The organism is Cellulosimicrobium cellulans (genome assembly GCF_024124905.1).
Lineage (GTDB): Bacteria > Actinomycetota > Actinomycetes > Actinomycetales > Cellulomonadaceae > Cellulosimicrobium > Cellulosimicrobium cellulans_G.
Genome location: NZ_JAMXST010000001.1, coordinates 970,659 through 995,533, shown reverse-complemented (window position 1 = coordinate 995,533; position 24,875 = coordinate 970,659). Strand labels below are relative to the sequence as shown.

At 73.5% G+C, this 24,875-nt stretch carries 23 protein-coding genes; 14 read left to right on the top strand and 9 right to left on the bottom strand.

Features of this window, described 5'->3' with window-relative positions:
• Positions 1–252 precede the first annotated feature (252 nt).
• The gene (gene lpdA / locus NHH00_RS04555; RefSeq protein ID WP_253050522.1) at positions 253–1,659 is read left to right on the top strand and encodes a dihydrolipoyl dehydrogenase; all 1,407 of its coding nucleotides are present in this window, start codon (positions 253–255) and stop codon (positions 1,657–1,659) included.
• 269 nt (positions 1,660–1,928) lie between these two features.
• On the opposite strand, the gene NHH00_RS04550 is transcribed toward lpdA, so the two are convergent.
• From NHH00_RS04550 to NHH00_RS04540, 3 genes are all read right to left on the bottom strand, one after another.
• Entirely contained in the window at positions 1,929–3,332 is a 1,404-nt protein-coding gene (locus tag NHH00_RS04550; RefSeq protein WP_253050520.1) for an ATP-binding protein, read from the bottom strand.
• Positions 3,333–3,450: 118 nt separating this feature from the next.
• The gene (locus NHH00_RS04545) at positions 3,451–3,876 is read right to left on the bottom strand and encodes a MarR family winged helix-turn-helix transcriptional regulator (protein ID WP_253050518.1); all 426 of its coding nucleotides are present in this window, start codon (positions 3,874–3,876) and stop codon (positions 3,451–3,453) included.
• Positions 3,873–4,817 carry an alpha/beta hydrolase family protein gene (locus tag NHH00_RS04540; protein ID WP_253050516.1) on the bottom strand — a complete coding sequence of 315 codons (945 nt, stop codon included), beginning with the start codon at positions 4,815–4,817 and terminating at the stop codon, positions 3,873–3,875. Before NHH00_RS04540 ends, NHH00_RS04545 begins: the two co-directional genes overlap by 4 nt.
• Before the next feature lie 75 nt (positions 4,818–4,892).
• Between NHH00_RS04540 and NHH00_RS04535 the strand changes: the two genes are divergently transcribed.
• The 5 genes from NHH00_RS04535 (at position 4,893) to NHH00_RS04515 (ending at position 9,034) form a co-directional block, all read left to right on the top strand.
• Positions 4,893–5,084 carry a hypothetical protein gene (locus tag NHH00_RS04535; RefSeq protein WP_253050514.1) on the top strand — a complete coding sequence of 64 codons (192 nt, stop codon included), beginning with the start codon at positions 4,893–4,895 and terminating at the stop codon, positions 5,082–5,084.
• Between the two features lie 145 nt (positions 5,085–5,229).
• Positions 5,230–6,042 carry a GIY-YIG nuclease family protein gene (locus NHH00_RS04530; protein ID WP_253050512.1) on the top strand — a complete coding sequence of 271 codons (813 nt, stop codon included), beginning with the start codon at positions 5,230–5,232 and terminating at the stop codon, positions 6,040–6,042.
• A 155-nt stretch (positions 6,043–6,197) separates the two neighbouring features.
• Positions 6,198–7,067 carry a CPBP family intramembrane glutamic endopeptidase gene (locus tag NHH00_RS04525; RefSeq protein ID WP_253050510.1) on the top strand — a complete coding sequence of 290 codons (870 nt, stop codon included), beginning with the start codon at positions 6,198–6,200 and terminating at the stop codon, positions 7,065–7,067.
• Between the two features lie 9 nt (positions 7,068–7,076).
• Complete coding sequence (locus tag NHH00_RS04520; RefSeq protein WP_253050508.1) at positions 7,077–8,333, top strand: sensor histidine kinase; 1,257 nt, start codon at positions 7,077–7,079, stop codon at positions 8,331–8,333.
• The gene (locus NHH00_RS04515) at positions 8,330–9,034 is read left to right on the top strand and encodes a response regulator (protein ID WP_253050506.1); all 705 of its coding nucleotides are present in this window, start codon (positions 8,330–8,332) and stop codon (positions 9,032–9,034) included. Before NHH00_RS04520 ends, NHH00_RS04515 begins: the two co-directional genes overlap by 4 nt.
• A gap of 50 nt (positions 9,035–9,084) precedes the next feature.
• Here the strand turns inward: NHH00_RS04515 and NHH00_RS04510 are convergent, their stop codons facing one another.
• On the bottom strand, positions 9,085–10,446 hold the full coding sequence (locus NHH00_RS04510; protein WP_253050504.1) for a lytic polysaccharide monooxygenase: 1,362 nt from the start codon (positions 10,444–10,446) through the stop codon (positions 9,085–9,087).
• A 201-nt stretch (positions 10,447–10,647) separates the two neighbouring features.
• On the opposite strand from NHH00_RS04510, the gene NHH00_RS04505 reads away from it, so the two are divergent.
• The 6 genes from NHH00_RS04505 (at position 10,648) to NHH00_RS04480 (ending at position 17,196) form a co-directional block, all read left to right on the top strand.
• Positions 10,648–11,688: an adenosine deaminase gene (locus NHH00_RS04505; RefSeq protein WP_253050501.1), complete on the top strand. Its 1,041-nt coding sequence runs from the start codon at positions 10,648–10,650 to the stop codon at positions 11,686–11,688.
• Positions 11,689–12,060: 372 nt separating this feature from the next.
• Positions 12,061–13,377 carry a UDP-N-acetylglucosamine 1-carboxyvinyltransferase gene (gene murA, locus NHH00_RS04500; protein ID WP_064317243.1) on the top strand — a complete coding sequence of 439 codons (1,317 nt, stop codon included), beginning with the start codon at positions 12,061–12,063 and terminating at the stop codon, positions 13,375–13,377.
• A gap of 75 nt (positions 13,378–13,452) precedes the next feature.
• The gene (locus tag NHH00_RS20960) at positions 13,453–14,757 is read left to right on the top strand and encodes a sensor histidine kinase (protein ID WP_253050499.1); all 1,305 of its coding nucleotides are present in this window, start codon (positions 13,453–13,455) and stop codon (positions 14,755–14,757) included.
• Positions 14,754–15,359 carry a response regulator transcription factor gene (locus NHH00_RS04490; protein ID WP_047232570.1) on the top strand — a complete coding sequence of 202 codons (606 nt, stop codon included), beginning with the start codon at positions 14,754–14,756 and terminating at the stop codon, positions 15,357–15,359. The genes NHH00_RS20960 and NHH00_RS04490 overlap by 4 nt, the downstream gene beginning before the upstream one ends.
• A gap of 32 nt (positions 15,360–15,391) precedes the next feature.
• Positions 15,392–16,117 (top strand): lysophospholipid acyltransferase family protein, encoded by a 726-nt coding sequence (locus NHH00_RS04485; RefSeq protein WP_253050497.1) that lies wholly within the window; start codon positions 15,392–15,394, stop codon positions 16,115–16,117.
• Between the two features lie 20 nt (positions 16,118–16,137).
• A complete protein-coding gene (locus NHH00_RS04480; protein ID WP_253050785.1) occupies positions 16,138–17,196 on the top strand; it encodes an NAD(P)H-dependent glycerol-3-phosphate dehydrogenase in 1,059 nt (352 codons plus the stop codon).
• Between the two features lie 28 nt (positions 17,197–17,224).
• On the opposite strand, the gene NHH00_RS04475 is transcribed toward NHH00_RS04480, so the two are convergent.
• Positions 17,225–17,947, bottom strand: a complete 723-nt coding sequence (locus NHH00_RS04475) for an AMIN-like domain-containing (lipo)protein (RefSeq protein ID WP_253050495.1) — start codon at positions 17,945–17,947, stop codon at positions 17,225–17,227.
• 169 nt (positions 17,948–18,116) lie between these two features.
• Here NHH00_RS04475 and NHH00_RS04470 point away from each other — a divergent pair, with 169 nt between their 5' ends.
• Positions 18,117–18,476, top strand: coding sequence for a DUF6191 domain-containing protein (locus NHH00_RS04470; protein WP_253050493.1), 360 nt, complete (start codon positions 18,117–18,119; stop codon positions 18,474–18,476).
• A 16-nt stretch (positions 18,477–18,492) separates the two neighbouring features.
• On the opposite strand, the gene NHH00_RS04465 is transcribed toward NHH00_RS04470, so the two are convergent.
• The 4 genes from NHH00_RS04465 to NHH00_RS04450 all read right to left on the bottom strand — a co-directional run bounded on the left by NHH00_RS04465 (position 18,493) and on the right by NHH00_RS04450 (position 23,479).
• Positions 18,493–19,644 carry a trans-sulfuration enzyme family protein gene (locus NHH00_RS04465; protein ID WP_253050491.1) on the bottom strand — a complete coding sequence of 384 codons (1,152 nt, stop codon included), beginning with the start codon at positions 19,642–19,644 and terminating at the stop codon, positions 18,493–18,495.
• A gap of 89 nt (positions 19,645–19,733) precedes the next feature.
• Positions 19,734–20,939, bottom strand: coding sequence for an acyl-CoA dehydrogenase family protein (locus NHH00_RS04460; protein WP_253050489.1), 1,206 nt, complete (start codon positions 20,937–20,939; stop codon positions 19,734–19,736).
• 81 nt (positions 20,940–21,020) lie between these two features.
• The gene (locus NHH00_RS04455) at positions 21,021–22,052 is read right to left on the bottom strand and encodes a hemolysin family protein (RefSeq protein WP_253050487.1); all 1,032 of its coding nucleotides are present in this window, start codon (positions 22,050–22,052) and stop codon (positions 21,021–21,023) included.
• Positions 22,049–23,479 (bottom strand): hemolysin family protein, encoded by a 1,431-nt coding sequence (locus NHH00_RS04450; protein WP_253050485.1) that lies wholly within the window; start codon positions 23,477–23,479, stop codon positions 22,049–22,051. Before NHH00_RS04450 ends, NHH00_RS04455 begins: the two co-directional genes overlap by 4 nt.
• A gap of 220 nt (positions 23,480–23,699) precedes the next feature.
• Between NHH00_RS04450 and NHH00_RS04445 the strand changes: the two genes are divergently transcribed.
• Positions 23,700–24,869, top strand: a complete 1,170-nt coding sequence (locus tag NHH00_RS04445) for a D-alanine--D-alanine ligase family protein (protein ID WP_047232575.1) — start codon at positions 23,700–23,702, stop codon at positions 24,867–24,869.
• The last annotated feature ends 6 nt before the right edge of the window (positions 24,870–24,875 follow it).

The window sequence follows — 24,875 nt, the reverse complement described above, 5'->3', positions numbered from 1 at the left end:
GAGGCTCCTCGAGAAGGTGGGCTTCGTCGTCGGGCACTCGCCCGGTCCGTGGGGACGCGCGGGCATCGCCGCGCTGAGCGTGCCCGCCCGGCGGGCTCAGCGCGGCCGGCGAAGGAGGAGCCGCAGGTGTCGCATCCCGGACATCGTGACCTGCCCGACGGCGCAGGGTCAACCCTCCCGGGCCCGCGGGTGTGGCGGACGTCGCCCGCGCGGGCGCGCCACGGCCGATCCCGCGCCATTAGGCTGGACGCCATGGCATCCCACTACGACGTCGTCGTCCTCGGTGCAGGTCCCGGTGGTTACGTGGCCGCGATCCGTGCAGCCCAGCTGGGCCTGTCGGTCGCGGTCGTGGAGGAGAAGTACTGGGGTGGGGTGTGCCTCAACGTGGGCTGCATCCCGTCCAAGGCGCTCCTGCGCAACGCCGAGCTCGCGCACATCTTCCAGCACGACGCCAAGACCTTCGGCATCTCCGGAGAGGTCAGCTTCGACTTCGGCGCGGCGTTCGACCGCTCGCGCACCGTCGCGGAGGGGCGCGTCAAGGGCGTGCACTTCCTCATGAAGAAGAACAAGATCACCGAGTACGACGGCCGCGGCACGTTCCGCGACGCGCACACGCTCGACGTGAAGCTCGCCGACGGCTCGACCGACCAGGTGACGTTCGACAACGTCATCATCGCGACCGGCTCGAAGGTGCGCCTGCTCCCGGGCGTCGAGCTGTCCGAGAACGTCGTCACGTACGAGAAGCAGATCCTCACGCGCGACCTGCCCCGCTCCATCGCCATCGTCGGCGCGGGCGCGATCGGCATGGAGTTCGCCTACGTCCTCAAGAACTACGGCGTGGACGTGACGATCATCGAGTTCCTCGACCGCGCGCTGCCCAACGAGGACGCCGACGTGTCGAAGGAGATCGCCAAGCAGTACAAGAAGCTCGGCGTCAACCTGCTCACGTCGACCGCCGTCCAGACGGTCACCGACAACGGCGCGAACGGCGTCACGGTCACCTACAAGGGCGTCAAGGACGACAAGCCGGGCGAGCTCGTCGTCGACAAGGTCCTCATGGCCGTCGGCTTCGCGCCCAACGTCGAGGGCTTCGGCCTCGAGAACACCGGCGTCCAGCTCACCGAGCGCGGCGCCATCGCGATCGACGACGTCATGCGCACCAACGTCGAGCACATCTACGCCATCGGCGACGTCACCGCGAAGCTCATGCTCGCGCACGTCGCCGAGGCGCAGGGCGTCGTCGCGGCCGAGACCATCGGCGGCGCCGAGACCCTCACGCTCGGCGACTACCGCATGATGCCGCGCGCGACGTTCTGCCAGCCGCAGGTCGCGAGCTTCGGCCTCACCGAGCAGCAGGCGCGCGACGAGGGTTACCAGGTCAAGGTCGCGACCTTCCCGTTCATGGCGAACGGCAAGGCGCACGGCCTCGGTGACCCGGTCGGCTTCGTCAAGCTCATCTCCGACGAGACCTACGGCGAGCTGCTCGGCGGCCACCTCATCGGCCCCGACGTCTCCGAGATGCTGCCCGAGCTCACGCTCGCGCAGAAGTGGGACCTCACGGTCAACGAGGTCGCGCGCAACGTGCACACCCACCCGACGCTGTCCGAGGCCGTCCAGGAGTCGATCCACGGGCTCGCGGGGCACATGATCAACTTCTAGGCAGCAGGCCAGGTCGGACGCCGTCCGATCGCGTGGTCAGAGGCCCGGATCCGCGGAGTTCCACGGTTCCGGGCCTCTTTCTGTCTGGAGGCCCGTGCACACCTGAGACAGGCGTGCCCCTGCGGGCCACTCGAAGAGGCACGCAGGAGGCGGAACAACGCCTGGGCCGAGGCGCGGACCGGGGTGGGGGGCTGCCCGCGGGATAGACACCGCCGACGTCCCAGCATGCTCGACGCCTTCGACAGGGCCCACCTGCCGTAGCGGTGAGCTCAGCCGAGCAGGTCGGCCGGGGTGAGGATCGTGATGCCGTCGATGCTGCCCCCGGAGCGGGACGCGGCGATCAGCGGGGCGTCCTGGTCGGCCCCAGGGACGACGCTGCGCTGGTTGACCAGCTCGGTGGCGTCATGGAGATCGAAGGGCGCGGTCTCGCGCCACTTGATCGAGCCGATGAAGGTGACGGTCTTCGCGGGACGCCGATCGGCGCCGACCAGGTCGACCTCGACGTCGCCCTTGCGGTTCCACCAGCCGCCGACGACGGCGGACGCCGGCACGACGTCGTCGTCGAGCGCTCGCTCCCAGAGGAGCCGCCGGACGACGGGCTCGACGGCTCGTCCGCGCCACGTCGACCACCCGCGCTCGATGCGCCGCGTCACGATGTCGCCACGGCCTGCATCGATGAGGTCGGCGGCGTCGTGCAGGAACGCGAGCCAGAAGCGCATGTACGGGTCGTCGATCCGGTACTGCTTGTGGTGAGCAGGCTTGGTCGAGAGGGGCTCGTCGACGGCGACGACGCGCCGCTCGACCAGCTGGTCGAGCGAACGCGAGAGCGAAGCGCGTTGGTCGACCTGGGCAGCCTGGCCGATCGCCGTGAACGTCCGGGCGTCCGCGCCGATCGCGCGCAGCACGTCTTTCGCCTGGGTCTCGGAGGGGAACTCGGAGGACAGGACCCGTTCGCCCGACACGACCAGCGTGCTGATCGAGGTGGACAGGCCGTCGGCGAGGTAGTCCGCGACCGACTGCCCACGTCTCCACGCCGTGACCAGCGGGGGCAGGCCGCCTGTCACCAGATAGGCATCGATCGCTGGTGCCGCGTCCAGGCCCGTCATCGTCGCCACGTCCTGCGGGGTGAGCGGGAGGATCTCCTTGTCGACGCTGCGGCCGTAGAACGGGCGTCCGTGGCTGGTGAGCCGTTCCATCTCTGACTGATTCGACCCCACGAGGACGAGGAGCACGGGCAGCGCCGAGAACCGGGTGTCCCACACGCCTTGGAGCGCGCCCTCGAACCCTGGGTCGCCGGTCAGGTAGGAGACCTCGTCCAGCACGATGATCGACACCCGGTCCGTTGGCAGCGCGAGGGCCAGGACGGTCAGGGCGTCCTGCCAGGAAGAGGAGACGGCGTATCCGGCGGCGTCCGCACCGGGCAGACCGGAGGCGGCGACGGTCTCGAGAAGTCGGCGCTGTTCGAGCTCGGGGCGCGATCCGTCTGCCAGGAAGTACAGCGACGGCACCCCTGCACGCTCGACGAACTCGGTGACGAGGCGGGACTTGCCGACCCTGCGACGTCCACGCAGGGCGATCGCCTTCCCCGGCCTGTCGGAGGTCGGGTTCCGCACCTGCTCCAGGACGTAGTCGAGGTCGGCGAGCTCGCGCTTCCGACCGACGAAGCCGGTCACCATGGTTTCCTCCGATGTAGGTCGCATCGAATGTTACCTACTTTCGATGTTACGTACAGGCCCATGATGGCGCTCATCCGGAGCCGAAGAGGGTGCGACCGTTACGAGAGCGTCCGCGTCACGTGCTCGAGCCAGCGGGCGACGTGGCCAGCTCGTCGGGGGTGAAGCCGTCGGTGAGGCGGTCGTTCAGCTCGGCGAGCGCGGCGCGGACGTCGTCGAGCGCAGCGGTGCCGGTGGGCGTGAGGTCCAGCCGGACGGTGCGTCGGTCGTCGGGGTCGGTGCGACGGCGCACGAGGTCGGCGCGCTCCATGCGGGCGAGCAGGCCGCTGGTGCCGGCGGGGGAGGCCTGCAGCGCGGCCGTCACCTCGCCGATCGTCGCGCCGGGGTGGTCGGCGAGGTGCAGCAGGACGCCGGCGGCGGGGGCGCCGAATCCCTGGCCGCCGTTGCCGGTGCCGTGTGCGCTGCCGCGTCGCGCGATCCAGCGCCGCATCTGGCGCTCCGCCGCGGTGGTGAGGAACACCAGCCGCGGCGGGCGACGCGTCACCGTCGCGGCTTCCTGGCAGGAAAGCGGACGTTGCCGTCCTCCTGCGCCGGGGCGGCCCCCGCGCGGGCGTCGAGCCAGGCGAGGAGCTCGGGCCAGAGCGTGTCGCGCAGGCCTCGGCGGAAGAAGCCCATGTGACCGATCGCCTGCACGCCGCCGTCGGCGGGGCTCCACGTCCGTCGCTCGACGCGAGCGGCCGTGAGGCGGTCGGTGATCGCATCGATCTGCGCGGGGGTGGCCCACGGGTCGTCGGTGAACCCGACGGCGAGGACGTCGCCGGTGACGCGTGCCGCGTCCGCGGCGGCGCGCATGGTCGGGTCGTCGAAGAAGTAGCCCGGCAGGGTCGACCAGCGGCCCCACTCGAGCATCGCGGCGGCGGGCATGTCCTCCCCGAGGCTCAGGCGACGGCCGGGGACGTAGCCGAGCACCCGGGCCGTCGCAGGGCCGAGCACCCGCAGGATCAGCCGGACGCGCGCCCGCTCGGCGCGGTCGGGGACCGTGGACGTCGCGGCGACGTGGGACGCGACCGTGACGAACCCGGCCAGGCCCCGTGAGCCCCTGCCGAGCGCGAGCGCGTGCCCGCCGATGCTGTGCCCGACGGCGAGCTGCGGCACGTCGCCGAACCGCGGGCGGGCCCACGCGGCGACCGCGGGGACGTCGTCGGCCATCCAGTCGCGCATGCGCAGGCCGCGGTGGGAGCGCGGGCTGCCGGACCGGCCGGTGCCGCGGTAGTCGTAGGTGACGGCCACGTACCCGTGGGTAGCGAGGAACTCCGCGAACCCCGTGTACAGGCGCTCGGGGACCGCCGTCGCCGGGTGGATCACCACGACGCCGCGGGGCGGCTCCTCGGCGGGCCGGCGCACCGTGCCGACGACCCAGCCGCCCGCCGGGATCTGGATCCGCAGCTCCTCGGAGGCCACCGCCGCAGGGTCGTCGTTTCGCATGCGAAGCACCCTAGCGGGCGTGGCGAGGACGTGGCCGAGCGGCCGAGAACGGGTCGTGTGTGGCACGCTTCCGTCGTGAGTTCGCCGAGCCGGCCGCGACGGGGCTTCTGGTACCAGGTGTGGCGACCGTTCCGAGCCCTCGGGCGCGGCATCGCCAGAGTCCTGGAGCTCGTCGACCTCGTCAGCGTCGTCGTGAGCGTCGGGCGCGGCGTCGTCTGGCTCGCGCGGGGTGCGGGGAGCGTCGTGGCGCGCGTCGTCGACTGGTGACGGCGCTGGACGCGGCGCGGGGCCGTACTCGCGGCGACGCGGGGGCTGCCCGGCCGACCTCGACCGACGGCAGCCGACGAACGCGCCGGACGGCCTCGACGACGGCGGACGAGACGCCACGACGACACGGGAGACCGACCGGCACATGACACTGACGCTCGAACCGATCCTGCGCAGCGGGCTCATCGACCCCGCGGAGGCCCTCGTGATCCGGCACGCCTTCGTCAAGGAGCACGAGGACACGGGCCTGCCGGGCATCCACGCGGACTCGACCGATGACGAGATCCTGGCGTACACACGCCGGCAGTCGGCGTCGCCACGGATCTTCCCGGCTGCTCCGCCGGGCATCTGGGTCGTGTTCGTCCGCGAGGGTGGAGACCGGGCGCGGCTGTGGTCGGTGCTGGAGAACCGCGGTGAGGTCTCGAACGACGGGGCCCTCCGCACGTTCGACCTGGTCAGGTCCGAGCGGCTCGCGGACCTGAGGGACCGGTTGGTGATCGGTTGGCGGTCGCCGCGCACGTGGCGGCTCAACGGGCCGACCGCGGCGGGATACCCGGTCATGGAGATCGCCGACGCGCGGCCCGTGCCGTTCCCGGGCTTCGACCGGCTCGTGCTCGACCACGCGCAGCTGCAGGCGGTGATGCGCGAGCACCGCTATGCCGCGTGGCGCACGGCGCTGGCCTCCGTCGTCGGTGTCTACCTGATCACCGACACCCGCGACGGTCGGCACTACGTGGGCAAGGCCGACGGTGCGGAGAGCATCCGGCAGCGCTGGACCGCGTACGCGACCAACGGCCACGGTGGCAACGTCGAGCTGCGCACCGTCGACCCGACCGGCTTCCGCTTCTCGCTGCTGCGGGTGTTCGACCCGTCGACACCGACGCGGGTGATCGACGAGGCAGAGAGCCACTTCAAGGTCGCCCTGGACTCGCGGAGGCACGGCCTGAACCGCAACTGAGCTCCGGGCGTCACGAGGCGGGTCTGCCGCGGCGTGGGTCCCCCGTGAGAGCTATCCGGACTGCTCACCCGGGGGTGATTCGCCGGAGCGCCCGGATTCCTAGCGTTGCCGGTGGTCGCCCAGCCGGGCGGTCAGGCACAGCGACGGAGGCCCGCATGAGCACGACGACCACGACACCTCGCCCCCGGACCCGGGAGGACGACGGCGGCGGCCCGATGTCCCGCTTCCTGCGGCACCCCCTGACGTGGATGCTGATCGGCGTGGTCGGCGTCGCCCTCGTCGGAGGTCTGACGGCGTCGGCCGAACAGTTCCTGCTGCTCCCCGTGCTGGGCGCGGCGCTCGCGGTCGTCGTCTACCGGGTGGTCATGCGGTGCGTCGCCCACCGCCGCACGCCCGAGCTCGCCGGCCGCCGCGCGGTGCTGGAGGCGCTGCGGGGCGCCGCGGTCGGGCTCGGCTTCGTCGCGGTGTCCGCGGCCGTCGTCACGGCCCTCGGCGGCTACACGTTCCGCGTCGCCGACGGCGACCTCCTCGCGGTGGTGGCACCGATCGTCGCGGTGACCGTCGGCGCCGCCGTCACCGAGGAGCTCATGTTCCGTGGCTTCGCGCTCCAGGCGCTCGAGCGTCTGCTCGGGAGCTGGGTCGCGCTGGGGATCACGGCCCTGTTCTTCGGTCTGACGCACCTGTTCAACCCCGCCGCGACCGCGTGGAGCGCGCTGGCGATCGCGATCGAGGCGGGCGGACTGCTCGGCGCCGCGTTCCTCTGGCGTCGGAACCTGTGGTTCGCCATCGGCCTGCACCTCGCCTGGAACGCCACGATCGCGCTGCTCGGCATCCCCGTCTCGGGGCACGCCTCCGCGGGCCTGCTGGTCGCCGACGTCTCGGGGCCGAGCCTGCTGACGGGCGGAGCGTTCGGCATCGAGGGATCGGTGGTGACCGTGGTGCTCGGCGCGCTGATCGCCGTCCCGATGCTCGTGCTCGTGCGCCGGCGTGGGACGTGGGTCCCGGCCCGCCGTCGTCGCCCGTAGGCTCGGGCCGTGCCCGACACCCCCGTCCTCGACCGGGCGTCACGCCCCGGTGAGCCGCGTCGACGGTGGCGACCGGGACGGCAGGACGCGCTGGACGCGTCGCTCGCGGTCGCCCTCGCGGTGCTCGGGTTCGTCCCGACGCTCTCGACGATCGGCGTCGAGCTCGGTGACCTGCCCGAGCGGCCGACGGACGCGCTGGCGGTGACGCTCGCCCTCGCGCAGTGCCTGCCGCTCGCGTTCCGCCGCCGCGTACCCGGGGTCTGCCTCGCCGTCGTCGGTACCGCCTTCGCCGCGGCGCAGGTGCTGGCCTGCCCGCCGACGTTCGCGAGCGTCGGCCTCTACGTGGCGCTGTACACCGCCGGGGCCCACCTGGCGCGGTCTCGTCGGATCATCGCCGCCGTGGTGACCGGTGGCTACGTCGTCCTCGCGGCCACGCTGTCCGGCCTCGGCTCACCCAACCGGCTGCCCGTGTTCCTCGCGTTCTACCTCGTCCTGGTGGTGATCTGGTCGGCCGGCGCGGGAGTGCGTCGCCGGCGGGCCGAGGAGGTCGAGCGTCGGCGTCTCGCGGCCGCCGTCGCGACCGCTCAGGAGCGCGCCCGGATCGCGAGGGACCTGCACGACGTCGTGACGCACCACGTGACCGCGATGGTCGTGCAGGCCGACGCCGCGCAGTACCTCCTGCCCGCGGCACCCGACCGCGCCGCCGAAGGGCTCGTCGCGATCAGCGGCACCGGGCGACGCGCCCTGACGGAGCTCCGGCACCTGCTGGGCGTGCTCGAGGCCACGGGCGAGGCGGCCCCGGCGGAGCGGGCGCCGGTCCTCGGCCGCGTGGGCGACCTCGTCGACCAGGCCCGCCGGTCCGGCCAGCCGGTGGAGTGGACGGAGGAGGGTCGACGGCGCGACCTGCCCGACGCCGTCGGGCTCGCCGCCTACCGGGTGGTGCAGGAGGGCCTGACCAACGCGCTCAAGCACGCGCCCGGGCGCCCGACCACGGTCCGCGTGCGGCACGGCGCCGACCACGTCGAGGCCGAGGTGAGCACCGGCGGACCCGACTCGTCGGTCGCCAGGCCGGGGACCCCGCCACCGGACCGCCCTGCCACCGTGGATCCGGCACCACCGGCCGGTCGCGGGCTCGCCGGTCTGCGCGAGCGCGTCCGGGTCCTCGACGGGGACCTGGAGACCGGCCCCACACCTGACGGGGGATTCCGCGTGCGGGCCCGGATCCCCACCGCCCCGACCACCGCTCCGACCAGGAGCCGCCCATGACCGTCTCGCCGCCGGGGCCGCGGCCCCCGATCCGCGTCCTGGTCTGCGAGGACCAGGAGCTGGTGCGGGTCGGCTACGTCACGATCTTCTCCGCGCAGGCCGACATGGAGGTCGTCGGCGAGGCGCAGGACGGCCGGGCGGCCGTCGAGGCCGCGCGACGGCTGCGCCCCGACGTCGTGGTCATGGACATCCGGATGCCCGTGCTCGACGGCATCGAGGCGACACGGCAGATCGCCGGGCCCGACGTCGAGACGCCGGCGAAGGTGCTCATGGTCACCACGTTCAACGTCGACGAGTACGTCTACGAGGCGCTGCGCGCCGGGGCGAGCGGGTTCCTGCTCAAGGACGCCCCTCCCGCCGAGCTGGTCGAGGGCATCCGGACGATCGCCCGGGGCGAGTCCCTGCTGGCCCCGAGCGTCACCCGCGCCCTCGTCGGCCGCTACGCCGAGCGGGTGCGGCCGACCGACACCTCCCGCCCCGCGCGGGACGACGTCGTGCGTGCCCTGACCCCGCGCGAGCTCGAGGTGCTCGAGCAGCTCGCCGCGGGGCTGTCCAACGCGGAGATCGCGAGCGTGCTCGTCATCACCCCCGAGACCGTCAAGACGTACGTGTCCCGGATCCTGGCGAAGCTCGGGCTCCGGGACCGGGTGCAGGCGGTCGTGCTCGCCTACCGCGTGGGTCTGGTCTCGGCGACGGACTAGAGGTGGGTGGGCCGACGGGGCGGTCCCCGCCGGCCCACCGTCGTCGCGCGTCAGTCGCAGGCGACCCCGTCGAGCGTGAACCCGGTGGGATCGGGGTGGGTGCCGGCCGTCGTGGTCGCGCCGTTGTAGCCGAACGTGACCGACTGCCCCGGCGCGATGCTCGGCTGCCACGCCGGGTGGGTCGCCGTGACCGTGGTGCCCGTCTGGGCGACGGCCGCGCTCCATCCCGGCGCGTCGACCCGCTGACCTCCGGGGTAGTCGAACGTGACGACCCAGTCGTCCACGGTCGCGGCGGACGTGTTGGTCACCGTGACCGACGCGGTGAACCCGGTGCTCGTGCCGCCCCAGGCGGCCGCGGAGTAGTCGACGGTGCACGCGCCGGTGGGCTCGGGGGTGCCGCCGTCGTCCAGCGTCGTGAACGTGACGTTCCTGGTCCCGGAGACCGCCCCGGTGTGGTCGTTCCGCGACCGGACCTCCACCGTGTACGCCGTGTCGGGCTCGAGACCGGTGAGGTCGACCATGGGCGACCCGTCGGTGCTCGCGAGGACTTGGCCGGTGACGGGGTCGAGCACGTCGTACCCGGTGACGCACCCGGACTCGGCGGCACCCCACATGACGTGCGCGCTGGTCGCGGTGACGGACATGGCCATCACCGTTCCCGGGGCGCCCGGCGCCTCGTCGGGGCACGCGGGCTCGGTCGGCTCGCCGCCGTCGTCGCCGATCCCCGTGACCTCGCCGTCACCGCCGTCGAACGCGACGTCGGAGCACGAGTAGAAGTTCTCGTTGCTGTCCGAGCGGACCCAGTGGGTGAAGATCATGTGGTCGCCGCTGCGGTCGGCCGGAAGCGTGACGTCCCAGTAGTAGTAGTTCAGGGCACCCGGTCCGCCCGTGTCCGGCGGGTTCGTCACGCTGTCGACGAGCTCGAGGTCGTCCCAGGCGAGCGGGCTCGACGGGTCCCAGCCCTCCCGGGTGACGTACACGTCGAAGCGCCCCGGGTGCTCGGCCCAGTTGTTGTGCTGGAACTGGTAGGTCTCCCCGGCGGTCAGGTGCGTCCGCGGCCAGTCGTCGCGCACGGCGTTGAACCCGCTGAAGTCGTACGGGCCGCGCCCCCCGCCGTCGCAGATCTGCCCGTCGGGGACGTAGCCGACCGTCCGGCCCGCGCCGTTCGAGTCCAGGTTCCCGAACCAGTTGTAGAACGCCGAGGTCCCGCTGACCGCGTAGGCGTTCGCGCACGCCGGGTTCTGCGGGTCGACCTGCCCGTTGCCCGTCTGGCCGTCCACCCAGCACAGGTACTGGCGGCTCCCCGGGAACACCTCCGCCCCGTGCGCGGCGGCCGGGGCGGGTGGCGAGGCCGCCACGAGCCCGGCCGCGCCGAGGACCACGGCGGCGGCCCACGCTGCGATGCGTCGCATCTCTCCAGCTCCTTCGCTCTCGGATGTCGAACGCGACGACCATGCCTCGCCCCCGCCCGCGGCGTCAGCCGCCTAATCGATTCGGGCCGCCACCGTCCCCGCGAGCCCGACGCCGGTGCGGCCGTCCGGGAGCGGGTGCGCCCCGGCGTCGTGCACGGGGGAGGATGGGGGCGGGGGGACACCGACCCGAGAAGGAGACCCATGCCCGCGCCCACGACGCCCACCCGCGAGTTCGTCACCGGCCTGCCCAAGGCGGAGCTGCACCTGCACCTGGAGGGCACGCTCGAGCCCGACCTCAAGCTGCGGCTCGCGCAGAAGAACGGGATCGACATCGGCCAGACGACGGTCGAGGAGGTGCGCGCGACCTACGCGTTCGACTCCCTGACGAGCTTCCTCGCCGTGTACTACCCGGCGATGGAGGTGCTGCAGACCGCGGACGACTTCTACGAGCTCGCCGACGCCTACCTCGCCCGCGCGGCGGCGGACGGCGTGAAGCACGCCGAGATGTTCTTCGACCCGCAGGCGCACACGTCGCGGGGCGTGCCGTTCGAGGCGGTCGTGACGGGCTACCACCGCGCCGCGGCCGAGGCGCCGAGCAAGCACGGCATCGACGCGCACCTCATCCTGTGCTTCCTGCGCGACCACTCCGCACAGAGCGCGGCAGAGACGCTCGAGGCGTCGGTGCCGTTCCGGGACAAGATCCTGGGCGTCGGGCTCGACTCGGACGAGCGCGACAACCCGCCGCAGAAGTTCGCCGACGTCTTCGCGCGCGCCCGCGAGCTCGGCTACCGGCTCACGATGCACTGCGACATCGACCAGGTCGGCAGCATCGACAACATCCGGACCGTGCTCGACGAGATCGGCGTGGACCGCGTGGACCACGGCACGAACGTCGTGGAGGACCCGGCTCTCGTCGACGTCGTGCGCGAGCGCGGGCTGGGCCTGACGACGTGCCCGATCTCGAACTCGTTCGTCACCGACGACATGAAGGCGACCGAGATCGCCGGCCTGCTGCGCTCGGGCGTGCGGGTCACCGTGAACTCCGACGACCCGGCGTACTTCGGCGGCTACGTGGCCGACAACTACGTGGCGCTCGCGGACGCAGCGGACCTGACCACGGAGGAGGTCGTGCGGCTCGCGCGGAACTCGTTCGAGGCGTCGTGGCTCGGCGACTCCCAGCGGGCCGCCTACCTCGCCGAGATCGACCGGTACGTCGCGGGGTTCGACCCGACCGCCGTCTGACCCGGCCTCCGGCTGCACCGAGGGAGAGCCCCGGTCCGCCGAGGGAGAGCCCTGGTCCGCCCAGGTAGAGCCCTGGTCCGCCGAGGTAGAGGCATGGTCATGACCAGGGCTCTACCTCGCGGGACCAGGGCTCTCCCTCGCGGTTCTGGGCGCTCGTCCCGCGCAGGCGTACCGGGGAGTAACGTGTCGGGGACGGCCGCCGCCGTCCGGATGGCGGCGAGCATGCCCGCGGGGGTGAATAATCTCCGGGTGCCGCATGTTGGCGCACTCGGGCCCCGCGCCCGCGGACGAGCCGTCCGCGGCCACGACACGCGGGACCGGGCCCGCAGGGGCACCACGGACCATCGGCTGGCGAGAGGGCGACCAGAGCTCATGAAGGATGTGCTGTACGTCAACGGCGGGACCCCGCTGGACGGGACGATCACCGTGCGGGGCGCGAAGAACTTCGTGTCCAAGGCGATGGTGGCGTCGTTGCTGGGGGAGTCGCCGAGCGTGCTGCGCAACGTGCCGCAGATCCGCGACGTCGGCGTCGTGACGGGGTTGCTGGAGCTGCACGGCGTGGCGGTGAAGTCCGACCCGGACGCGGGGATCCTCGACCTGGACCCCTCCAACGTCGAGTCGGCGCACGTCGCGGACATCGACGCGCACGCGGGCTCGAGCCGGATACCGATCCTGTTCTGCGGCCCGCTGCTGCACCGCCTGGGCGAGGCGTTCATCCCCGACCTGGGCGGGTGCCGGATCGGCGACCGGCCGATCAACTACCACCTGGACATCCTGCGCCAGTTCGGCGCCGTCGTGGACAAGCGCGAGAACGGGATCCACATCCGCGCCCCGCGCCGCCTGCAGGGCACCAAGATCGCGCTGCCGTACCCGTCGGTGGGCGCCACGGAGCAGCTCCTGCTCACGGCCGTGCGCGCCGAGGGGATCACGGAGCTCGCGAACGCCGCGATCGAGCCCGAGATCATGGACCTCATCGCGGTGCTCCAGAAGATGGGCGCGATCATCTCGGTCGACACCGACCGCGTGATCCGCATCGAGGGCGTGGACCGCCTCGACGGGTACACGCACACGGCGCTCGGCGACCGCATCGAGGCGGCGTCGTGGGCGTCGGCCGCGCTCGCCACGGGCGGCGACATCACGGTCAAGGGCGCGACGCAGCCCGAGATGATGACGTTCCTCAACACGTTCCGCAAGGTCGGCGGCCGCTTCGACGTCCAGGACGACGGCATCCGGTTCTGGCACCCGGGCGGCGACCTGTCGCCGATCGTCCTCGAGACGGACGTGCACCCCGGCTTCATGACGGACTGGCAGCAGCCGCTCGTCGTCGCGCTCACCCAGGCCAAGGGCCTGTCGATCGTGCACGAGACGGTCTACGAGAACCGGTTCGGCTTCACCGACGCGCTGCGCGGCATGGGTGCCACCATCCAGGTCTACAAGGAGTGCCTGGGCGGGCGCGACTGCCGGTTCGGCCAGCGCAACTTCCACCACTCCGCGGTGATCTCCGGCCCGACGCCGCTGGCCGCGGCCGACATCGAGGTCCCCGACCTGCGCGGCGGCTTCTCCCACCTCATCGCCGCGCTCGCGGCGAAGGGCACGTCGACCGTGCGCGGCATCAGCCTCATCGACCGCGGCTACGAGAACTTCCAGGAGAAGCTCGTCGCGCTCGGTGCCGACGTCCGCCGCGACTGACCCCGCGGCGTCGTCACCGCAGGTCATGACGCCTGTCACGGCGCTGCGGCGCGCGTGCGTGCGACGCTGGTCGACGTGATCACCCGACCACGCACGTTCCTCGACGTGTGGAGCCGTCGGACCGCGCCCGAGCGGTTCGACGCCTACACGCGCTGGTCGCTGTACCTGCTCTCGCTGTTCGAGCCGTTCCTCGCGCTCGCGCTCGTCGGCGTCGACCAGACGTTCCGGCCGGGGGCCGTCAACGCGTGGCTGCTGCTCGTCCTCGCGCACACGGTCACGTGCCTCGCGATGCTCCGGGCGGGGGTGGTGCACTTCCTCGGGGGCCCGGTCGTGCGCCCGTGGCTGCTCGCGCTCCACGGCGCCGTGTCCCTCGCGGTCGCGGTGGTCGGGTTCTGGACCTTCCCGGTCGGTTCGGCGGACGACGTCGCCGGGAGCGCCCGGTACTACGCGCTCCTGCTGGGGTTCGGGTTCGGCACGCTCGCCGTCGTGCCGCTCCTCACCTTCCGCCGCCTCGCCCTCCTCGCCGTCCTGTTCGGCGCGGTCACGGGGTGCTCCGTGTGGGTGGGCACGGGGCCGATCACCTCGACGACCGCGGGCATGGCGTTCGGCCTCGGGCTCTCGGGCACGATCATGCTCGTCGCCGTGTTCGGGTCCTACCGCGTGTCCGTGTGGATGCTCGGCATCGTGTGGGAGCAGGAGCGCACACGCGTGCTCCACGCCCGGCTCGCCGTCGCGGAGGAGCGGCTGCGGTTCTCCCGCGACCTGCACGACGTCTTCGGACGGACGCTGTCCGTCGTCGCCGTGAAGAGCGAGCTCGCCGCGGAGCTGGCCGCCCGGGGCCGCCCCGGCGCGGAGGAGCAGATGCTCGAGGTGCGCCGGATCGCGCAGGACGCGCTGCGCGAGGTGCGCGCCGTCGTCGCCGGCTACCGCACCGCCGACCTCGGCGCCGAGCTCGTCGGCGCCCGCTCGGTCCTGCGCTCGGCGGGCATCGAGACGACCGTCCACGGCGAGGAGACCCCGGTCGGCACCGCCGCGCAGGAGGCGCTCGCCTGGGCGGTGCGCGAGGGCGTCACCAACGTGGTGCGGCACTCGACCGCCCGCACGTGCACGATCACGGTGCACCGGGACCGGACGTCGAGCGTCGTCGAGATCGTCAACGACGGCGCCCCCACGGGGACGGGCGACGGACGCGGCTCCGGGCTGGTCGGTCTCCGGGAGCGGCTGGAGGGCGCCGGCGGGAGCCTGCGCACGTGGTCCGACGGCGGCCGGTACCGCCTCGTCGCGCGCGTGCCCGACGACGGCGCGGCCCGGGGGGCACCGGCGCGGGGCAGCGCTCGCGACCTTCCCGCCCCCACCACCGAGAGGACCACGCGCGCGTGATCCGCATCCTGCTCGCCGACGACGAGAACCTCATCCGCGACGCCGTCGCGTCGCTCCTGGCCCTCGAGGACGACCTGGAGGTCGTGGCGCAGGCGGCCTCGGGTCCCGAGGCCGTCGCCGCCGCCCTCAAGCTCGAGCCCGACGTCGCGGTGCTCGACCTCCAGATGCCCGGGCTCGACGGGGTCGAGGTCGCGCAGCGCCTCGCGCGCGACCTGCCGTCGTGCGGTGTGGTGATCGTCACGAGCCACGGCCGGCCGGGCTATCTCAAGCGCGCGCTGGAGGCGGGCGCGCGCGGGTTCCTGCCCAAGACGGTCTCGTCGCGCGTGCTCGCGGACGTCGTGCGGCAGGTGCGCGACGGCGGCCGCTACGTCGACCCCGAGCTGGCCGCGGAGGCGATCGCCGCGGGCGCGAGCCCGCTCACCGCGCGCGAGGCGGACGTGCTCGAGCTCGCCGCCGACGGGGCGCCCGTCGAGGAGATCGCGACGCGCGCCCACCTCGCCCCAGGAACGGTGCGCAACTACCTGTCGTCGGCTGCCGCGAAGCTCGGGGCGGCGAACCGTCACGAGGCGGCGCACGTGGCGCGGCGGCACGGCTGGATCTGAGCGGCGGGCCGCGCCCGGTAGGCTCGGTGACCGTGCCGAGCCTGCCCGAGACCCCGCGCGCGTACAAGACCCTCGCGTTCTTCCTGCGCCCGATCCTCTTCGCGATCACCCGCCGTGACTGGCGCGGCGCGGAGAACCTTCCCGCGACCGGCTTCATCGCCGCGGGGAACCACGTCACGGAGGTCGACCCCGTGACGCTCGCGCACTTCCTCTACGACCAGGGGCGCGCGCCCAAGATCACGGCCAAGGCGTCGCTGTTCACGGTGCCGGTCCTGGGCGGCATCCTGCGTCGCACGGGCATGATCCCGGTCCACCGCGGTACCGCGGGCGCCGCGCAGTCGCTCGTCGACTCCACCGCGCGCCTCGACGAGGGGGAGTGCGTCGTGTTCTTCCCCGAGGGGACGCTGACGCGCGACCCCGACGGCTGGCCCATGGTCGGCAAGACGGGCGTCGCGCGGCTGGCCCTGACGAGCCGCGCCCCTGTGGTTCCCATCGCGCAGTGGGGCGCCGAGCAGCTCCTCGCGCCGTACGGCAAGGTGTTCAAGCCGATCCCGCCCAAGCGGGTGGCGGTGCACGCCGGCCCGCCCGTCGACCTGTCCGACCTCTACGACCGCCCGCAGGACACCGCGACGCTGCGCGAGGCGACCGAGCGCATCATGGCGGCGATCACGCACCAGCTCGAGGAGATCCGCGGCGCGAAGGCGCCCGCGGAGCGCTTCGACCTGCGTCAGCACCCGGGCTCGGAGCGCCGTCGGTGAGCGGGGACCAGACTGTCGAGATCAGTCCCGCGCCGCTCGGCGCCGACGACGCTCCTGCCCCGGAGCGCGTCGTCGCCGCGGTCCTCGGGTCGGGGAGCTGGGGCACGACGTTCGCCGCCGTGCTCGCCGACGCCGGCTGCGAGGTCCGCCTGTGGGGCCGCGACCCCGAGGTCGCCGCGCAGGTGAACGTCGAGCGCCGCAACGAGAAGCGGCTTCCGGGCATCGAGCTGCCCGCGGGCATCCGGGCGACGACCGACGCGCGCGACGCGCTCGCCGGGGCGGGCCTGGTGGTCGTCGCGATCCCCTCGCAGGTCGCGCGCACGACGCTCGCCGAGCTGCGCCCGCACCTGGAGCCCGACGCCGTCGCGGTCTCGCTCATGAAGGGCGTCGAGCTGAGCACCGACCGCCGCATGAGCGAGGTCGTCGCCGAGTCCCTCGGGCTGCCGCCCGAGCGCGTCGCCGTGGTGTCGGGCCCGAACCTGGCGCGCGAGATCGCGCACCGCCAGCCGACGGCGACCGTCGTGTCGTGCGTCGACGAGGACGTGGCGCGGTACGTGGCGCGGGCCTGCTCGTCGTCGTACTTCCGTCCCTACACGAACCGCGACGTCGTCGGGGTCGAGCTGTGCGGCGCGGTCAAGAACGTCATCGCCCTCGCGGTGGGGATCGCCCAGGGGCGGGGGTTCGGCTACAACACCACGGCCACGGTCATCACCCGCGGGCTCGTCGAGATCACGCGACTGGGCCTCGCACTCGGGGCGGACGCCGAGACGTTCCCCGGCCTCGCGGGCATGGGCGACCTCGTGGCGACGTGCTCGTCGCCGCTCTCGCGCAACCACACGCTCGGCAAGCACGTCGGCCAGGGGCTGAGCCTCGACGACGCGATCGCCGCCACCGGCGGCACGGCCGAGGGCGTCAAGTCCTGCCGGTCGGTGCTCGAGCTCGCGCAGAAGGTAGGCGTCGAGATGCCCATCACGGCCGGCGTCGTCGCGGTGCTGCACGAGGGCATGCCCGTCGACGAGATGGCGCGCGGCCTGCTCGCCCGGCCGCAGAAGGCCGAGGGGATCTCGGCGGAGCGCTGAGGACGGCTGCGGGGCCGGGCGCGGAGCGTCAGTCGTCGTCGCGGACGTCGACCACCACGCGCGTCGGGTCCTCGAGCGAGAACACCCGGAAGGGTCGCTGCTCGTCGTCGACCCCGACGAACGCCTGCGTGTAGCCCTCGAAGACCCCGCGCAGCAGGACCTCCTCGACCTCGCCGTCGTCGCCGGCGCGCACCGGGTTGGGGCCCGCGTACTCGTCGACGCCCGTGTCCATGGGATATCCCGAGCCGGAGATCATGACCTGCAGGTAGGCGTCGCCGTCGACGGTCGCGACGTTGCCGCTGCCGTCGTCGATCGGCTGGTCGACGTACTCGACGCGCCACCCGGGCGTCCCCGTGCCGCCGAGCTCGAAGACGACGCGGTCGAAGCCGTCGTGGTGACCGATCCGGATGTCCGTCACGGTCAGGGCTGCGTCCGCGGACGGGTCCTGGGTGTCGGGATCGGTGTTCGCGGGGAACGGCAGCGGGGCCTCGGTCGCGTCGTCGGCCGGTGCCGACGAGTCGTCCGTCGGGCTCTCGCCCGACCCGTCGGACGGCGCGTCCGTGGGGCTGAGCGAGTCGCTCGTCGCGGTGCCCGACGGCGACGGGGAGTCGTCCGTGCCGCCCGGCGTGCACGCGGCGAGGGCCAGCACGAGCCCCGCTGCCGCGGCGGCTGCCGCGGGGCGTCGTCGCGGCCTCGCCAGGGCGGGCCGTCCTCGCCGGCCTCCGGTCTGCACCGCTCGTCGTGTCCTCATGGCTCGATCGTAGAAAGCGCAGGTCACGCCCGCGCGGCGGACAGGGCACGGTCCGGTTCCGGTCGGGTCACGGCGGTGTCTCGGCACGATGTCGACGTCGTCCCGGGGTCGTGTGCGCGGGGCCTTGCCGTCGTGGTCCGGTCGGGGTGGTCGACGCTAGGCTCGGGAGATGCTGCAGGGGATCGGCGCAGACGTGGTGGGCGTGCTCGTCGCGGTCGCGCTCACGGTGCTGCTCGTCGTCGGGATCACGCGGTTCACCTCCGGCGCCGAGGCGCGCGCCCGCCGCGACGCGGGTGGGGGCGAGAGCGCGTCGTCGGGCATGTTCGGCGAGATCGTCGAGATCTTCCAGCCGAGCCGCACGCATCTCACCGAGGAGAAGGAGCGCCAGCGCCTCGACATCGTGCAGCGCCCCGCGGAGGGGCGTCCGTTCGACGTCGACCTCGACGACGGCGTCTTCTACGTCCCGGCGGGCCCGGTGGGCACGCCCGACCCGTCGCGGCCCGGGCGCCCGGACGTCGAGGCACGGTAGCGCACGTCGGAGGAAGTCAGCCGGCGGGTGCCCGCAGCGCGCGGTCGAGGTCCTGCCAGAGGTCCTCGACGTCCTCGATGCCCACGGAGAGCCGCAGCAGGTCCTCGGGGACCGTGAGCGACTCGGTCGCGAACCGTCGGCGACGCTCCAGGCTCGACTCCACGCCGCCGAGGCTCGTCGCCGGCACCCACAGGCGCACGGCCGCGACGACCGCGTCAGCCCCCGACGCTCCGCCGCGCGGGCGGACCCCGAGGATCGACCCGTAGCCCGTCATGAGGCGCGACGCGCGCTCGTGACCGGGATCCGTCGGCAGGCTCGGGTGGCGCACCTCGACGACGTCCGGGTGGTCGGCGAGCCGCCTGGCCAGCTCGGCCGCGTTCGCCTGGGCGCGCTCGACGCGCAGCGCGAGGGTGCGCAGGCCGCGCAGCGCGAGCCACACCTCGAACGGGCCGGGGATCGAGCCGTGCAGGGTCCGGTACGCGCGCAGGGCCGCGACGAGCTCGGGCGTCCGGGCCACCGCGGCGCCGAGGACCACGTCGGAGTGCCCGGCGAGGTACTTCGTCACCGAGTGCACGACGACGTCGGCCCCGTGCGCGAGCGGCTGCTGCCCGAGCGGTGTCGCGAACGTGTTGTCGACGGCGGTGAGCACGCCCCGGTCGCGCGCCGCCGCGAGGAGCACCGGCAGGTCGGCGACCTCGAGCATGGGGTTGGTCGGCGACTCGACGAGCAGGAGCGAGGCGCCGTCGAGAGCGGCGAGCACCTGGTCGGTGTCCGCGACGTCGACGCGGACGACCTCCACGCCCGCGCGCGCGGCGAGGTCGTCCGCGAAGCCGAGCGTCACCTGGTAGGCGTGCCGGGGAAGGACGACCTTGCCACCGGCGGGGACGAACGAGAAGACGGCCGCGACGGCCGCCATCCCCGAGCCGAAGACCACGCCCGGTTCCGCCGCGCCCTCGAGCGCGGCGAGCGCCTCCTCGAACGGGTGCCAGGTCTCGGTGTCCATCCGCGTGTACAGGAGCTCACCAGGCTGCTGTACACCCTGCGAGACGTACGTGGACGACAGGACGATCGGCGGGTTCACGGGCGCGCCCTGCCCGCGCTCGGGCCGCCCGGCAGCGACGGCGACGGTCGCGGGGGAGAGGGCGGCGGGGACGTGCGGGTCGCTCATGGCCGCAGCGTACGCCCGCCTGCGCGACGGCTGCCCCGACCAACCACCCCCTGACCACCACCCGACTCGGCGGGTGGAGGGAGGGAAGGTCAGGCGGGCGGGCCCAGGAGGGACTGGGCGACCGTCGAGTGGGCCGACTCGTCGTCGGACGGGTGGAAGATCCCGGCGAGCACGTCGCGGTACAGGCGGCCCAGCTCGTTGCCGGCGAAGTAGCTCGACCCGCCGGCGACGCGCACCATCTGGTCGACCACCGTCTTCGCGGTCTCCGTGGCGCGCACCTTGAGCCCCGCGGTCGCGCGGAACCAGCCCGCGCCGCGGTCGACGAGCGCGTCGAGCTCGCCCGCGACGGTGTCGATCTGCGGCCAGACCGCGTCGAGCGCGAGCGCGGCGTCGGCGAGTCGCCACCGGATGTCCGGGTCCTGCGCGAGCGACGCGCCGTCGTTCTTCATCGACGTGCGGCGGCGCGCCGCGGCGACGCCGAGCTCGAGCGCGCGCTCCGCGATCCCGGTGTAGACGGACGCGAGGAGGGTCTCGAACGTCGTGAAGATCCCTACGACGAGCGGGTCGAGCGTGGGGCCGGGCGCGAGGCGCCGGACGACGCGGTCGGCGGGCGCGTGAGCGCCGTCGAGCACCGTGGACCGGGACTGCGAGGCCCGCATGCCCATCGTGTCCCAGTCGTCGAGCACCTCGACCCCGGAGTCCCGGGGGACGAACGCGTGCACGAGGCGCGGGGCGTCGTCGGACGCAGTGTCGAGGCCGAGGACGCCCAGCCGCGTCCACGCGGGCGAGTTGGACGTGAAGATCTTGCGGCCGTGGAACGTGTAGCCGCCCGCGCCGTCCGGTCGTGCCTCGGTGCGCGAACCGAGCAGGACCAGGTCGTTGCCGCCCTCGGAGTACCCGAAGCCGAACACCTCGCCGCGGCCAGCCTCCTCGAGCAGCCAGTCGAGCGACGAGTCGCCGCGCTCGTGCAGGTAGCGCGCGACGCCGGTCCACACGTGGTGCATGTTCACCGCGAGCGCCGTCGCGGGCGCCGCGCCCGCGAGCCGCGCCTGCTCGTGCGCGACCTCGCGCAGGCCGAGCCCGGCGCCGCCGAACGACGTGGGGACGAGCGCGCGCAGGTATCCCGCGTCGACGAGCGCCGCGAGGTCCTCGTCGAAGAACGCGTTGTCGCGGTCGTAGCCCGCGGCGCGGCCACGGACCGCGTCGAGCAGGTCGTCGGACAGGAGGGAGCGGGGCTCCGGGAACGGGGGAGCGAAGGAGGACGGGGAGGACGACGGGGTGACGGGCGTGGGCATGGCCTGCCTTCGGTCGGGGCGGACGGCGAGGGGCCCCGGCGACGCGCGTCGCCGAGGCCCCTCCACCGTACGCCGGGCCGGTCAGCCGACGAGCGCGGGCACCGGATCCTCCGGGGTCGGCAGGATCCGGCGCAGCACGTCGGCGAGCGTCACGACCCCGACGAACCGCTCGCCGTCCATGACGACCGCGAGCTGCTCGCTCGACTCGCGCATGCGCGCGAGCGCGGCGTGCGCGGTCGTCCCGGACGCGAGGACGAACCCGGGGCGCGCGAGCTCCCCGGCGGGCCGGTCGTCGGGCTCCAGCAGCGTGTCGCGCACGTGCACCACCTTCGGTACGACGCTCCCGTTCTCGACGAGGATGCGCAGGTGGCCCGACCGGGCGGACGCGGCGCGCACGTCCGCGGCCGTGGCGGTCGCCGGGACCGACGTGGGTCGGCCCTCCGCGGGCACGAGAGCGTCGACAGTGAGGGTCTCCAGCTCGATGACACCGGAGATCTGGACGCGGTACGACGCCTCGAGCGCGCCGACGTTCGCCGAGTGCTCGACGAGGTGGCGCAGGGTCGCGGGGTCCTGACCGCCGCCCTCGACGTGCTCGACCGGCTCGACGCCGACGGCCCGCACGCAGCGGTTCGCGAGCGCGTTGAGCCAGCGCAGGAGCGGGCGGAACGCCCACATGAACCCGCGCATCGGGAGCGCCAGCAGGGTGGCCGAGCGCTCCGGGTGGGCGATCGCCCACGACTTCGGCGCCATCTCGCCGATGACGAGGTGGAGGAACGTCACGACGATCAGGGCGAGCACGAAGCCCGCGACGTCCGCGGCCCACAGGGGCGCGCCCCACGCCTCGAAGACGGGCGTGAGCCAGTGGTGGACGGCCGGCTTGGTGATGGCGCCGAGCGCGAGCGTGCACGCCGTGATGCCGAGCTGCGCGCCGGCCATGAGGAGCGTGAGCTCGTTCGAGCTGCGCAGCGCGGCGCGCGCCGCCCGGCTGGTCGGGGCGGCGTCCTCGAGGCGGTGCCGCTTGGCGCCGAGGAGCGCGAACTCCACGGCGACGAAGAACGCGCTGAGCGCGATGATCGCGACGGTCGCCGCGACGACGACCCAGGGGTTGCTCATCGGGACTCCTCCGCAGCGGTCGCCGGGCGTGTGGTCGGTCGGGCGCTCTCGCCCGTCTCGTCGGCGGCGGGGGCGTCGCCCCGCTGCTCCACGAGCCGGACCCGCACGAGGCGCGGCACGTGCCGCTCGACCGACAGGACGTCGACGACGAGCGCGCGGTGCACGGGCACGTCGTGGACGAGGTCGGCCGGGTCGTCCGGCAGCGGGACCTCGATCGTGTCGCCCGCGCGCGGCAGGGCGCCGTGCTGGGCGATGAGGAGCCCGGAGACCGTCTCGTGGTCGCCGCGCGGCAGGTCCTGCCCGATCGCGCGCTCCGCCTCGTCGACGTGGACGTCGCCGCCCATGACCCACACGCCGTCGTCCTCGGCCGTGACCGTGACGGGCTGCTCCGGGTCGTGCTCGTCGGTGATCTCGCCCACGAGCTCCTCGGCGAGGTCCTCGACCGTGAGCACGCCGGTGAACCCGCCGTACTCGTCGATGACGCACGCGAGCTGGTTGCGCGTGGCGTTGAGCTGCGCGAGCGCGTCGGGCAGCGTCATGAGCGTGGGCAGCACGACGGCCGGGCGCATGAGCGCGGTGACGGGCGCGCCGTCGGGCAGGTCGGTCGCCAGGACGTCGGCGAGCTGGACGACGCCGAGCGGCTGGTCCGTCTCGTCGACCACGGGGTAGCGGGTGTGGGCGCGGGCCATGAGCTCGCGGACCTCGGCGACGGTCGCGTCGGGGCGGACCGTCCCGACGCGCGAGCGCGGGATCATCGCGTGCTCGACGTCCCGCTGGGGGAAGTCGAGGATGCGGTCGAGCAGCACGGAGAGCTCGTCGGGCAGGTCCCCGCTCTCGCGCGAGTCGGCCACGATGTGCTCGAGGTCGCGCGCGGTCGCGGTGTTGTCGACGTCGTGCACGGGCTCGATCTTCAGGAGGCGCAGCAGGGCGTTGGACGCCTTGTCGAACACCGCGATGAGCCAGCCGAACACCGTGAGATAGGCGGTCGTGGAGCGGGCCAGGCCCTTCGCGAGCGGCTCGGGCCGCGCGATGGCGAGGTTCTTGGGGAACAGCTCGCCGAAGAGCATCTGGACGATCGTCGAGAGCACGAGGGCGAGCACGGTGCCCACCGCCACGCCGACGCCCGTGGGTACTCCCACGCCGCCGAGCATCGTGCCCAGCGACTCGCCGATGAGCGGCTCGGCCACGTAGCCGACGAGCAGGCCCGTCACGGTGATCCCGAGCTGGGCCCCGGACAGGACGAAGGACGTGCGCCTCGTGACGGCGAGCGCGCGCCGGGCCGACTCGTCGCCGGCCTCCGCCTTGGCTCCCAGGCGGGAGCGGTCGACGGTCATGTAGGCGAACTCCTGGGCGACGAAGTACGCCGTCGCCGCCGTGATCGCGAGAACCACGAGGAGCCCGAGCAGGAGGGAGAGGAAGGTCGTCATCGTGCCCGCACCGCCCTCCGGTCGTCGGGGACGCGTTCGCGCGTCCGCTCGCTGCCGGGGCCGGTGCGGCCGGGACTATGGTCGGGGTCGTCGGCCGCGGGGGCCTCGAGAGTCGTGTCTTCCACGGCAACCCCAACGCGGGACGCCCCCGGATCGTTCCCGGGGCGACGGACCTGCGCGCGTCGGGCGCGCGAGCAGGCGTCCGGTAGGGTCGTCCGCGATGTCCAGCCAGAGCCCCGACCGGTCCGTGCCGTCCACCGACGAGCACCCCACCGGCGCGCCCCGCAAGCCCCGCGTCCTCGTGCTGTTCGGGGGCCGCTCGGGTGAGCACGCCATCTCCGCCGCGACCGCCGCCGGCGTCCTGCGCGCGATCGACCGCTCGCGCTACGACGTGGTCCCCGTCGGGATCACGCCGACGGGCGAGTGGGTCCTCGCGGCCGACGAGCCCGCGCGCTGGGAGATCACGGAGGGGCGCCTGCCGCAGGTGGAGCCGACCGGCGAGGAGGTCATCCTGCCGCTGTCGACCGGGCGCCGGGAGCTGCGCGTCCTCACCCCGGGCGACGTCCCGCGCGTGCTCGGCGAGGTGGACGTCGTCTTCCCGCTGCTGCACGGCCCCTACGGCGAGGACGGCACGCTCCAGGGCATGCTCGAGCTCGCCGACGTCCGCTACGTCGGCGCGGGCGTGCTCGCGTCCGCCGTCGGCATGGACAAGCACTTCATGAAGCTCGTGCTCGCGGGCGAGGGGCTGCCTGTCTCCCCGTACACCGTGATCCGCCCGGGCGCGTTCGAGCGCGACCCCGAGGCGTGGACGCAGACCGTGGCGGCCCTCGGCCTGCCGGTGTTCGTCAAGCCCGCGCGCGCCGGGTCGAGCCTCGGCATCTCCAAGGTCGACGACCTCGCGGACCTGCCCGCCGCGATCGCCGCCGCGCAGGAGCACGACCCCAAGGTGATCGTCGAGGCGGGCGTCGTCGGTCGCGAGATCGAGTGCGCCGTCCTCGGCGGGCGCGGTGGCGCGCGCCCGCGCGCGTCGCTGCCCGGCGAGATCGTCGTCACGGGCGAGGCGCACGACTTCTACGACTTCGAGGCCAAGTACCTCGACGAGGCCGGGGTCGAGCTGTCGTGCCCCGCCGACCTCCCCGAGCACCTCGTGGAGCGCGTGCGCGAGATCGCGGTCCGCACGTTCGAGGCGGTCGGTGCGGAGGGCCTCTCGCGCGTCGACGTGTTCGTCACGCCCGACGAGCAGGTCGTCGTCAACGAGATCAACACCATGCCCGGCTTCACGCCGTTCTCGATGTACCCCCGCATGTGGGAGAAGTCGGGGCTCAGCTACCCCGAGCTCATCGACGAGCTCGTCGCGCTCGCGCTCGAGCGGCCCACCGGCCTGCGCTGACCCCGT

What these genes read in the sequence shown, in the direction of transcription:
- lpdA (WP_253050522.1), top strand. Translation starts at nt 253, where the DNA reads ATGGCATCCCACTACGACGTCGTCGTCCTCGGTGCAGGTCCCGGTGGT.
- NHH00_RS04540 (WP_253050516.1), bottom strand. Translation starts at nt 4,817, where the DNA reads ATGCGAAACGACGACCCTGCGGCGGTGGCCTCCGAGGAGCTGCGGATC.
- NHH00_RS04530 (WP_253050512.1), top strand. Translation starts at nt 5,230, where the DNA reads ATGACACTGACGCTCGAACCGATCCTGCGCAGCGGGCTCATCGACCCC.
- NHH00_RS04525 (WP_253050510.1), top strand. Translation starts at nt 6,198, where the DNA reads ATGAGCACGACGACCACGACACCTCGCCCCCGGACCCGGGAGGACGAC.
- NHH00_RS04515 (WP_253050506.1), top strand. Translation starts at nt 8,330, where the DNA reads ATGACCGTCTCGCCGCCGGGGCCGCGGCCCCCGATCCGCGTCCTGGTC.
- NHH00_RS04510 (WP_253050504.1), bottom strand. Translation starts at nt 10,446, where the DNA reads ATGCGACGCATCGCAGCGTGGGCCGCCGCCGTGGTCCTCGGCGCGGCC.
- NHH00_RS04505 (WP_253050501.1), top strand. Translation starts at nt 10,648, where the DNA reads ATGCCCGCGCCCACGACGCCCACCCGCGAGTTCGTCACCGGCCTGCCC.
- murA (WP_064317243.1), top strand. Translation starts at nt 12,061, where the DNA reads ATGAAGGATGTGCTGTACGTCAACGGCGGGACCCCGCTGGACGGGACG.
- NHH00_RS04475 (WP_253050495.1), bottom strand. Translation starts at nt 17,947, where the DNA reads ATGAGGACACGACGAGCGGTGCAGACCGGAGGCCGGCGAGGACGGCCC.
- NHH00_RS04470 (WP_253050493.1), top strand. Translation starts at nt 18,117, where the DNA reads ATGCTGCAGGGGATCGGCGCAGACGTGGTGGGCGTGCTCGTCGCGGTC.
- NHH00_RS04465 (WP_253050491.1), bottom strand. Translation starts at nt 19,644, where the DNA reads ATGAGCGACCCGCACGTCCCCGCCGCCCTCTCCCCCGCGACCGTCGCC.
- NHH00_RS04460 (WP_253050489.1), bottom strand. Translation starts at nt 20,939, where the DNA reads ATGCCCACGCCCGTCACCCCGTCGTCCTCCCCGTCCTCCTTCGCTCCC.
- NHH00_RS04455 (WP_253050487.1), bottom strand. Translation starts at nt 22,052, where the DNA reads ATGAGCAACCCCTGGGTCGTCGTCGCGGCGACCGTCGCGATCATCGCG.
- NHH00_RS04450 (WP_253050485.1), bottom strand. Translation starts at nt 23,479, where the DNA reads ATGACGACCTTCCTCTCCCTCCTGCTCGGGCTCCTCGTGGTTCTCGCG.
- NHH00_RS04445 (WP_047232575.1), top strand. Translation starts at nt 23,700, where the DNA reads ATGTCCAGCCAGAGCCCCGACCGGTCCGTGCCGTCCACCGACGAGCAC.